The 10,184-nt window shown below is 36.7% G+C and carries 11 protein-coding genes and 1 rRNA gene; 7 read left to right on the forward strand and 5 right to left on the reverse strand.

The genetic code is table 11. From position 1 onward, the window contains the following. Positions 1 to 290: 290 nt before the first annotated feature. The 5 genes from tig (at position 291) to nusG (ending at position 4,662) form a co-directional block, all read left to right on the forward strand. Positions 291 to 1,589 carry a trigger factor gene (tig, locus tag AAX15_RS08875; RefSeq protein ID WP_046940114.1) on the forward strand — a complete coding sequence of 433 codons (1,299 nt, stop codon included), beginning with the start codon at positions 291 to 293 and terminating at the stop codon, positions 1,587 to 1,589. A gap of 96 nt (positions 1,590 to 1,685) precedes the next feature. Next, a complete protein-coding gene (clpP, locus tag AAX15_RS08880; protein WP_268988594.1) occupies positions 1,686 to 2,297 on the forward strand; it encodes an ATP-dependent Clp endopeptidase proteolytic subunit ClpP in 612 nt (203 codons plus the stop codon). An 8-nt stretch (positions 2,298 to 2,305) separates the two neighbouring features. Then, positions 2,306 to 3,547, forward strand: a complete 1,242-nt coding sequence (clpX, locus tag AAX15_RS08885; protein ID WP_046940116.1) for an ATP-dependent protease ATP-binding subunit ClpX — start codon at positions 2,306 to 2,308, stop codon at positions 3,545 to 3,547. A gap of 139 nt (positions 3,548 to 3,686) precedes the next feature. Next, entirely contained in the window at positions 3,687 to 4,103 is a 417-nt protein-coding gene (gene secE / locus AAX15_RS08890) for a preprotein translocase subunit SecE (protein ID WP_046940117.1), read from the forward strand. 1 nt (position 4,104) lies between these two features. Then, positions 4,105 to 4,662, forward strand: coding sequence for a transcription termination/antitermination protein NusG (gene nusG / locus AAX15_RS08895; protein ID WP_005628071.1), 558 nt, complete (start codon positions 4,105 to 4,107; stop codon positions 4,660 to 4,662). A 218-nt stretch (positions 4,663 to 4,880) separates the two neighbouring features. On the opposite strand, the gene AAX15_RS08900 is transcribed toward nusG, so the two are convergent. The 5 genes from AAX15_RS08900 to metN all read right to left on the reverse strand — a co-directional run bounded on the left by AAX15_RS08900 (position 4,881) and on the right by metN (position 8,636). Beyond that, positions 4,881 to 5,516, reverse strand: coding sequence for a DUF421 domain-containing protein (locus AAX15_RS08900; RefSeq protein ID WP_046940118.1), 636 nt, complete (start codon positions 5,514 to 5,516; stop codon positions 4,881 to 4,883). Beyond that, complete coding sequence (locus AAX15_RS08905) at positions 5,516 to 5,971, reverse strand: DUF3290 family protein (protein WP_046940119.1); 456 nt, start codon at positions 5,969 to 5,971, stop codon at positions 5,516 to 5,518. The genes AAX15_RS08900 and AAX15_RS08905 overlap by 1 nt, the downstream gene beginning before the upstream one ends. Positions 5,972 to 6,047: 76 nt before the next feature. Next, the gene (locus tag AAX15_RS08910; protein WP_046940120.1) at positions 6,048 to 6,881 is read right to left on the reverse strand and encodes a MetQ/NlpA family lipoprotein; all 834 of its coding nucleotides are present in this window, start codon (positions 6,879 to 6,881) and stop codon (positions 6,048 to 6,050) included. 38 nt (positions 6,882 to 6,919) lie between these two features. Then, on the reverse strand, positions 6,920 to 7,609 hold the full coding sequence (locus tag AAX15_RS08915; RefSeq protein WP_042594514.1) for a methionine ABC transporter permease: 690 nt from the start codon (positions 7,607 to 7,609) through the stop codon (positions 6,920 to 6,922). Next, entirely contained in the window at positions 7,599 to 8,636 is a 1,038-nt protein-coding gene (gene metN, locus AAX15_RS08920; RefSeq protein ID WP_046940121.1) for a methionine ABC transporter ATP-binding protein MetN, read from the reverse strand. Before metN ends, AAX15_RS08915 begins: the two co-directional genes overlap by 11 nt. A gap of 175 nt (positions 8,637 to 8,811) precedes the next feature. On the opposite strand from metN, the gene gmhB reads away from it, so the two are divergent. Together gmhB and AAX15_RS08930 are read left to right on the forward strand one after the other, a co-directional pair. Further along, positions 8,812 to 9,366, forward strand: a complete 555-nt coding sequence (gmhB, locus tag AAX15_RS08925; RefSeq protein ID WP_046940122.1) for a D-glycero-beta-D-manno-heptose 1,7-bisphosphate 7-phosphatase — start codon at positions 8,812 to 8,814, stop codon at positions 9,364 to 9,366. A gap of 341 nt (positions 9,367 to 9,707) precedes the next feature. Further along, positions 9,708 to 10,184: ribosomal RNA gene (locus tag AAX15_RS08930) — 16S ribosomal RNA — on the forward strand; the annotation flags it as partial.

The following is a 10,184-nucleotide window of genomic DNA, read 5'->3' on the forward strand; positions in this document are numbered from 1 at the left end:
TATCCGTGAAGGTGGCCGTACAGTTGGTGCGGGCGTTGTAGCGAAAATCATCAAATAATTGATGGATTCTTGAATGTCTTAGAGACAGAAAGAAGACAAAAGAAAAGTGCGGGGAAAATTCTCCGCACTTTTTGTTTATAGGTGATATTTAAAAGTTATCAAAATGTGATTTTTTAATCAGTATTTTATCGACTGGTTACATTTCTTTCGTTATAATTAAGCGTCTTATTTTATTTAACAAACGTGTTCGGTGTGGATTTTTACCGAGTGCAAATTAATTGAGGTAACAAATGTCATTAAATATTGAAACAACTCAAGGTTTAGAACGCCGTGTAGCGATCACTGTTCCAGCTGAAACTGTATCTAAAGCAGTTCGTGAAGAATTTAAACGTGCATCAAAAAATGTGCGTGTAGATGGTTTCCGTAAAGGCCATGTTCCTACTCATATTATCGAACAACGTTTCGGTGCATCAATCCGTCAAGATGTATTAAACGATTTATTACCACGTCATTTTTTTGATGCTGTGATTGCAGAAAAGATTAATATTGCAGGCCGTCCAACTTTTGGTATTGAAACTTTTGAAGAAGATAAAGATCTCGTTTTCACCGCAACTTTTGAAGTTTATCCAGAAGTTAAATTACAAGGTTTAGAGAATATTAAAGTTGAAAAACCAACTGTTGAAATCACAGAAGCTGATATTGATAAAATGGTTGATGTGTTACGTAAACAACAAGCAACTTGGGCAGAAACTGACTCTGCAGCAAAAGCAGATGATCGAGTAACTATTGATTTTGTTGGTTCTGTAGATGGCGAAGAGTTTGAAGGCGGTAAAGCATCTGACTTCGTATTATTTATGGGACAAGGTCGTATGATTCCTGGTTTTGAGGATGGTATCGTAGGCCATAAAGCAGGTGAACAATTTGATATTAATGTAACTTTCCCTGCTGAATACCATGCAGAAAACTTAAAAGGTAAGGCAGCAAAATTTGCAATCACCTTGAAAAAAGTAGAAAACATGGTGTTACCTGAGTTAACAGATGAGTTTGTTGCTAAGTTCGGTCCGAATACTAAATCTGTTGCGGATTTACGCGTAGAAATTCGTAAAAATATGGAACGTGAATTGAAAAATGCATTAGTTTCACGTGTTAAACAGCAAGTAATCAATGGCTTAATTGAACAAAATCCAATTGAAGTGCCTGCTTCTGCAGTAGAAGAAGAAATTAATGTATTACGCAATCAAGCAGCTCAACGTTTTGGTGGTAATGCACAACAAGCCGCACAGTTACCACGTGAATTATTTGAAGCGGAAGCAACTCGTCGTGTTCAAGTAGGTTTATTATTCTCTGAAGTGATTAAATCTAATGAATTAAAAGCTGATGAAGAACGTGCTAAAGCAATGATTGCAGATATTGCATCAGCTTACGAGCAACCAGCTGAGGTTGTTGAATACTATAGCAAAAACGAAGAGTTAATGAACAATATTCGTAACGTAGTATTAGAAGAACAAGCAGTGGATGCAGTACTTGCTAAAGCACAAGTTACTGAAAAAGTTTCTTCGTTTGATGAAATTATGAATCCACAGGCATAATGATTAATTAATATCATTATGATTGAATAAAAGTGCGGTCGCTCTTTTTAACAAAAGCGACCGCGTTTTTATTTGTAGGTTATTTAGAGTAAAATAATTAGTAATTTTAGAGAAAAAGGTAAGAAAATGAGTGTAATTCCTATGGTTGTTGAACAGACTTCGCGTGGCGAGCGTTCATACGACATTTATTCCCGTTTATTAAAAGAGCGTGTGATCTTCCTTAGTGGTGAAGTAGAAGATCGTATGGCAAATCTCATTGTAGCTCAGCTGCTTTTTTTAGAGTCTGAAGATCCAACTAAAGATATCAATATCTATATCAACTCTCCCGGTGGTTCTGTGACTGCAGGTATGGCTATTTACGACACAATGCAATTTATTAAGCCAGATATTCGTACACTTTGTATTGGTCAGGCATGCTCAATGGGCGCATTCTTGCTTGCTGGCGGAACCGCTGGCAAACGAGCAGCATTACCAAATGCGCGTGTGATGATTCACCAACCTTTGGGCGGTTTCCGTGGTCAAGCATCCGATATTCAAATTCATGCACAAGAAATTTTGAAAATTAAACACACCTTAAACGGTTGTCTAGCATTCCATACTGGGCAAAGTATCGAACGAATTGAGAAAGATACAGATCGCGATAACTTTATGTCAGCTGAAGAAGCAAAAGCGTATGGTTTAGTTGATGAAGTTTTAATTAAACGTTAAGGAAACACATGTCAGACAAAGATAAAGATTTACATTGCTCTTTTTGTGGAAAAGAAAAAGGCGAAGTAGATAAATTAATTGCTGGTACAGACGGCTATATTTGTAATGAGTGTATTGAACTTTGTCATTCAATGCTTGAAGAAAGTAATGATGAAAGTGTAGACGAAAGTGCGGCAGAAAATGAGGAGAAATTACCAACTCCTCACGAAATTCGCGCTCATCTAGATGATTATGTTATTGGCCAAGATTATGCAAAAAAAGTGCTTTCTGTCGCAGTTTACAATCATTATAAACGCTTACGAACTAATCATGAAAATAACGATGTTGAGCTCGGAAAAAGTAATATCTTGCTTATTGGGCCAACTGGTAGTGGTAAAACATTGCTTGCTCAAACGTTAGCTCGTCGCTTAAATGTGCCGTTTGCGATGGCTGACGCGACAACATTGACTGAGGCTGGCTATGTGGGTGAAGATGTAGAAAATGTCCTACAAAAGCTTTTACAAAACTGTGAGTATAATACTGAAAAAGCGGAGCAAGGCATTATCTATATTGATGAAATTGATAAAATTAGCCGTAAATCGGAAGGCGCATCAATTACTCGAGATGTATCTGGCGAAGGTGTACAACAAGCATTGTTAAAACTCATTGAAGGTACTGTAGCGTCTATTCCACCTCAAGGCGGGCGTAAACATCCGCAGCAAGAAATGGTGAAATTGGATACGTCAAAAATTCTCTTTATCTGCGGCGGCGCATTTGCGGGATTAGATAAAATTATCAGTAAACGTACACAAACAAGTACGAGCATAGGTTTTAGTGCGAAAGTAGAAAAAGATGAAGAAGAAAAGTCTCTTTCTGAATTGTTCCGTCAAGTAGAACCAGATGATTTAATGAAGTTTGGTTTGATTCCGGAATTTATTGGGCGTTTACCTATGATTTCTCCACTAAGTGAATTAGATGAAGAGGCTCTTGTGCAAATTCTTACACAGCCTAAAAATGCCTTAACTAAACAATATCAAGCTTTATTTGGACTTGAAAATGTGGAGTTAGAATTCACTCCAGAAGCTTTAAAAGCAATGGCGAAGAAAGCGCTTGAAAGAAAAACCGGCGCGCGTGGGTTGCGTTCTATTGTCGAGGCTGTATTGCTGGATACGATGTATGATTTACCATCTATTGAAAATTTACGTAAAGTAGTCGTGGATGAAAGTACTATTGTAGATAATACTGCTCCAAAATTAGAATATCATTCTTAATAGAAAAGTGCGGTTGTTTTTCCTTATGTTTTCTATTTTGCTTGATGATTTTCAATAGGCAAGGCGAAAAGAAAATGCTACAATCGCACGTTCTTATAACTTTATTCTTATTTTCCTAAGTAAATAGCGGATTCAATTTATGGCAACTGAAATTGTTGATAAAAAGAAAAATACACCAGAGACGGTGGTAGAAGGTAAATCTAAAGGATTAAATACCCTTCTTTGGATTTTAGTCGCAGTCTTTTTTGCGGCGGCTGCAATTGGTAATGTTTATTTCCAAAAAGTATATTCATTACCTATTCGTGTATTGGGTGTCGTCATTGCATTAGTGATTGCTTTTGCATTTGCAGCAATTACTAATCAAGGTACAAAAGCTCGTACATTCTTTAAAGATTCAAAAATAGAAGCGCAAAAAGTGGTATGGCCAAGTCGCCAAGAAGCGCGTCAAACTACATTAATTGTAATTGGGGTAACAATCATTGCATCTTTATTTTTCTGGGCGACAGATTCGATTATTGTCACAGTAATTAATTTCTTAACTGATTTGAGATTCTAAAATGACTGAAGAAACAACTGTATCAAAAAAACGTTGGTATGTATTACAGGCGTTTTCTGGTTTTGAAAGCCGAGTGGCTTTAACTTTGCGTGAATATATTAAACAGCAACAAATGGAAGACCAATTTGGTGAAGTGTTAGTTCCAACGGAAGAAGTTGTTGAGAATGTTGCAGGTAAACGTCGTAAAAGCGAACGTAAGTTTTTCCCTGGCTATGTGCTTGTAGAAATGGAAATGAATGATGAAACATGGCACTTGGTGAAAAGTGTTCCGCGAGTTATGGGATTCATTGGTGGTACACCTGATAAACCAGCGCCAATTTCTAAACGAGAAGCGGATACTATTTTAAATCGATTAGAACAGACCACTGATAAACCACGTCACCGCAATGAGTATCATCCTGGTGAAGAAGTTCGTGTGGCTGAAGGTCCATTTGCAGACTTTAATGGTACAGTAGAAGAAGTGGATTATGAAAAAGGTCGCTTAAAAGTTTCTGTATCAATCTTTGGTCGTGCAACACCAGTTGAACTAGAATTTGGTCAAGTAGAAAAAATACATTAATCCTTTATTAAGGATAATTAAAAAAATTACCTCACTTTGACCTGTTTCCATAAATTTGGATAGTTCATAAATTAACTTATAAATATTGAGCCCTGTATTTTTACAGGGCTCAAATTTTTAAATTTATTTCTCACTTTCTTTGAATATTTTCCTTTTCAAGAAGGTGTTTATCGATAAGGTAGATTGACAGCATATTCTGACTATAATTTTTATTATTGTTAGTTTTGGTCATAAAGATGTGTAATTAATTGACCATTCAAATATTCACCAATATATACCTGGTTTACGGTTAGTTTATTGGCATCTAATTCTGAATGAACCCAATTTTCATCTCGATTAATGATATCAAGAATATCGTAATCAATTTGGCCATCAATAATTAATGGATAGCGTAAATCTTCGTCTCCGTATTGAATGATTGATAGTTGCCCATTTTGTTCAAGTACAGCCCGTTTTACAGTAGAGATTTCATATATGCCTGCTGCACGGAGTTTAAACATTAAATCGTGGGCTGAGATACCATTTTTCATACATTCACTAGTTTGTACTTTGCCATCTGAAATTACCCAAACTGGGCTTCCATCGATAATATTTTTCACAAATCGGTTATGATTTTTGATAAAACGTAGTGTAAAAATTAATAATGTCCATAAAATGAGAACAAGGGAAAATTGTAGTATGCCTATATTGTCATTATAAATGACAGCGCCGATAATACCGCCCAGTACATAATTTTGTACTTGATCCATAGCTGATGTTGGAGCAAGATTTCCCTTACCCATTAAATTAATCTGCAAAACAAGACCAATAATGCCCATTGTAAGTTTTATAGCAAGAAATGAATAATTTTCCATTATTTATTTTCCTTATCAATAATATTGATATTCGGGTTAACTAAATTGATTTCAGAGAGTATATAAGCAGTAAAATCATTATTAAAATTTACCTGATAGTATTTATCCTTAATATTTAAGATCATACCATTTGTAATTTTCTGGTTATTTACTCGTAGATCCTCAAATTGTAAATTTTGTGATGTTTTTACTGAGTTCAAAAACGTAACAATACGAGAAGTATCATCTGCATATACTTGATTTTGTTCATATTGATTATACTGAATACCAAGTAAGAGAATAATTAAGAGTAGAAAAATAACACTGAGATCTCGGTATTTGGTTTCTAAACGATGGCGAAGATATAAACTTGTTACTAACAGAAGCGCACCAAGTGAAGTAAAAATTGCGATGTATTTAAAATAATCTTGAAAATACATACGGTTTTCTAAATAGAAATAAGTAAAAAAAGACATAAAAATATCCCAAGCTTAGATAAGAAAATCCCTTGCAGAGCAAGGGATTTAGTAATGAGTTAAAGTGCGGTAGAAATTACCAACCTTTTACAACACCATCTTTAAAATGTTTTTTAGCTTCTTGGTAAACTTCTTCTGTTTGGTAAGATTTTACGAAATCTTGAACAGCTTTGCTGTCTTTGTTATCGGTACGAGAAACGATAATGTTCACATATGGAGAATCTTTATCTTCTACAAATACACCGTTATCTTGTGCATTTAAGCCCACTTGACCAGCATAAGTATTGTTTACTACAGCTAAATCAACATCGTCTAATGCGCGAGCTGCAACAGAAGTGTCTACTTCAGTGATGTTTAATTTTTTTGGATTTTCAACGATATCTAATACAGTTGAAAGAAGGTTATTTGCATCTTTTAATTTGATTAAACCTTGTTTTTCAAGAAGAATTAATGCACGGCCACGGTTTGTTGGATCGTTAGGAACAACAACTTTAGCACCTTCTTGTAATTCATTCACATTTTTGATTTTTTTAGAATAACCCGCTAATGGATAGACGAAAGTATTACCCACAATGACTAAGTTATTTAAATTTTTCGCTTTTGCATCTTCATCTAAATAAGGTTTATGTTGCATTGCGTTTGCATCTAAATCACCTTTAGATACAGCTTCATTTGGTAATGCGTAGTCATTGAATTCAACGAATTGAACGTCTAAACCATATTTTTCTTTAGCGACTTTTGCTGCAATTTCTGCAACTTGGTGCTCAGGGCCAGACATTACACCGACTTTGATTTTAAGTGGTGCAGCTGCAGCTGCAGCTGCAGCTTCAGGTTTTTTGTCTTCTTTACAGCCTGTTAAAACGAGAGCTGATGCGATTGCAGTGATTGCAAAAAGTTGTTTTAATTTCATAGGATCTCCTTCCTGTTTAAGTTAAGAGTTGTGTTTAATTAACGATGATCCACTTTTTTAGCCAGTGTATCGCCGAGTTTTTGGCTAATCATAACGAATAGCACAATAATAATGGTTGCCACCCAAGTGACATAAGGCATATTGCGATATACGCCGTAGTTGATAGCGAGGCTACCTAAGCCACCGCCGCCTTGTGTTCCCGCCATTGCAGAGTAGCCAACTAAAGTGACTAGAGTGAGCGTGATGCCATTAATTAGTGTAGGTAGTGCTTCTGGCAAATAGAATTTACGTACAATTTGCCATTTAGTAGCCCCCATTGCTTGAGCAGCTTCAGTTAAACCATTTGGAATTTCCATTAGTGCATTAGCAGTTAAGCGAGCAACAAATGGCATCGCACAAATGCTTAATGGAATAATTGCTGCCGTTGTACCTAATACGGTTCCTACGATAAAACGTGTTACAGGTAATAAGATTAAGAGCAAAATAATAAATGGAATAGAGCGCCCGATATTAATAATTGTGTTTAACACAAAATGAGTGCGGTTATTTTGTAAAATCTCATTTTTTCCAGTTAAGAAAGTCCATACGCCAACAGGCACGCCTACTAATACTGCAAGTAGAGTAGAAGCAAAGCTGATGTAAATCGTTTCATAAGTTGCGGTTGCGACAACACCCCACATTTGAGGTGTTAATTGCTGGCTGAATGTTGCCAAGAAATCATTGAACATAACCAAGCACCTCCACGCGCACGTTGTTTTCCATTAAATAAACTTTGGTTTGCGTAATAGCATCTTCATCGCCTTCTACTTCAGCAATGGTATAACCAAATTTCACGCCTCCAGCATAATCAATTTGTGAGGTTAAGATACTGAGCTCCACACCAAATTTTTTTGATGCCTGAGAAAGTAACGGCGCATCGACTGAGCGACCCGTAAACTCAAATTTGATAATTGGATACGCTTTGCTGTGTTTCGGCGTATCAGTAAGATTTTCCAAATATTCATCAGGTAGACTTATGTGGAAGGTAGAGCGAATAAACTCTTGTGCTAATTCTGTTTTAGGGTTTGCAAAAATTTCACCGACAGTACCTTGTTCAACTAGGCGACCTTGATCAATGACAGCAACTTGATCACAAATCTGTTTAACAACTTCCATTTCATGGGTAATCAATAAAATCGTAATACCTAAAGTGCGGTTAATTTCTTTTAATAATTTCAGAATAGATTGTGTCGTTGCAGGATCTAATGCGCTCGTTGCTTCATCACATAATAAGACTTTAGGATCGCTGGCTAAGGCGCGTGCAATGGCTACACGTTGTTTTTGCCCACCAGAAAGATTGCTTGGGTAAGCATCACGTTTTTCACTTAAACCAACAAGATCTAAAAGTGCGGTAATTTTTTCTTGGATTTTTGCTTTTGGCTCACCTTCCAATTCTAAGGGTAATGCCACGTTTTCAAATACAGTGCGAGAACTTAGTAAATTGAAATGCTGAAAAATCATTCCGATTTGACGACGAGCGCGTACTAATTCGTGATCAGAAAGTCCTGTTAATTCTACGCCATCAACAATAACGGAACCGCTTGTTGGTTTTTCTAATAAGTTCACACAGCGAATTAATGTACTTTTTCCTGCTCCAGAGGCACCAATTACGCCACAAATTTGACCTTTTTCGATGTTTAATGAGACATTATCAAGCGCAGTCAATTTCTTGCTAGGCAGCTCAAAAATCTTCGTTATATTGCTTAGCTTAATCATATAAGCCCTTTTTATTTGTTATTTTTAAATCTGTTTCGGTATTCTAGACGTCTAGATTGCTATGTCAATATGTCAGATTATCTTTTTTAGACAGATTGGTTATGAGTTATATTTGCTAATTGCTTGGATTAAATAGATAATTTTAGTCAATTTAATACATATGAAAGGTAAGAGGATGAATAAGGCTATTTTTTTAGATCGCGATGGTACGTTAAATATTGATTACGGTTATGTACATGAAATTGACAACTTTAAGTTTATTGATGGTGCGATCGATGCACTGCGAGAATTAAAGAAAATGGGATATATGTTGGTGTTGGTTACCAATCAATCTGGAATTGCGCGTGGTTATTTTTCTGAGGAGCAGTTTTTACAGTTAACAGAATGGATGGATTGGTCATTGGCTGAACAAGATGTAGATTTGGATGGTATTTACTATTGCCCACATCATCCCGAGGGAAAGGGTGAGTATAAAGAAGACTGTGATTGCCGGAAACCCAAACCTGGCATGCTACTACAAGCGATTAAGGAATTAAAAATCGATCCTACGCAATCTATTATGGTTGGAGATAAAGTTGAAGATCTAAAAGCGGGAATTGGCGCGAAGGTGAAAATGAACGTATTGGTTCGTACAGGTAAAGCAGTAACAGAGGAAGGCGAGAGAGTAGCTGATTATGTGTTAGATTCTATCGTTGATCTTCCTGGAATTTTAAAACGATTAAAAAAATAGCTCAAAATATCTATATTTTGCTCTAATCGCTTGCGCTTTAATCAAAAGATCATTTTTTTAAATATTTTTACAAAAAAGTACTTGCAAGGGATTTGAAAATCCCTATAATGCACCGCACACAACGACGCACTGTTGTGAAGTATTTAAGTTTCCACGTGCGTCGTTATTTTTTGCTCTTTAACAATATATCAGACAATCTGTGTGGGCACTTGTTGATTGACTTGTTTTAAAAATATTTTTTAATTTTGAAGTCTTAATAGGTGCTTAACTGAAAATTCATAATTACTTTTTTAAGTAGTGTTTTTATTTATAGCTAAGCAGTTTATTGAGCGATTGAACTTGAATTGAAGAGTTTGATCATGGCTCAGATTGAACGCTGGCGGCAGGCTTAACACATGCAAGTCGAACGGTAGCAGGAGAAAGCTTGCTTTCTTGCTGACGAGTGGCGGACGGGTGAGTAATGCTTGGGAATCTGGCTTATGGAGGGGGATAACGACGGGAAACTGTCGCTAATACCGCGTAGAATCGGAAGATGAAAGTGCGGGACCGCAAGGCCGCATGCCATGAGATGAGCCCAAGTGGGATTAGGTAGTTGGTGGGGTAAAGGCCTACCAAGCCTGCGATCTCTAGCTGGTCTGAGAGGATGGCCAGCCACACTGGAACTGAGACACGGTCCAGACTCCTACGGGAGGCAGCAGTGGGGAATATTGCGCAATGGGGGGAACCCTGACGCAGCCATGCCGCGTGAATGAAGAAGGCCTTCGGGTTGTAAAGTTCTTTCGGTATTGAGGAAGGAGAGTATGTTAATAGCATACATT

The sequence above is a fragment of the Haemophilus haemolyticus genome, from assembly GCF_001008275.1.
Taxonomy (GTDB): Bacteria; Pseudomonadota; Gammaproteobacteria; order Enterobacterales; family Pasteurellaceae; genus Haemophilus; species Haemophilus haemolyticus_P.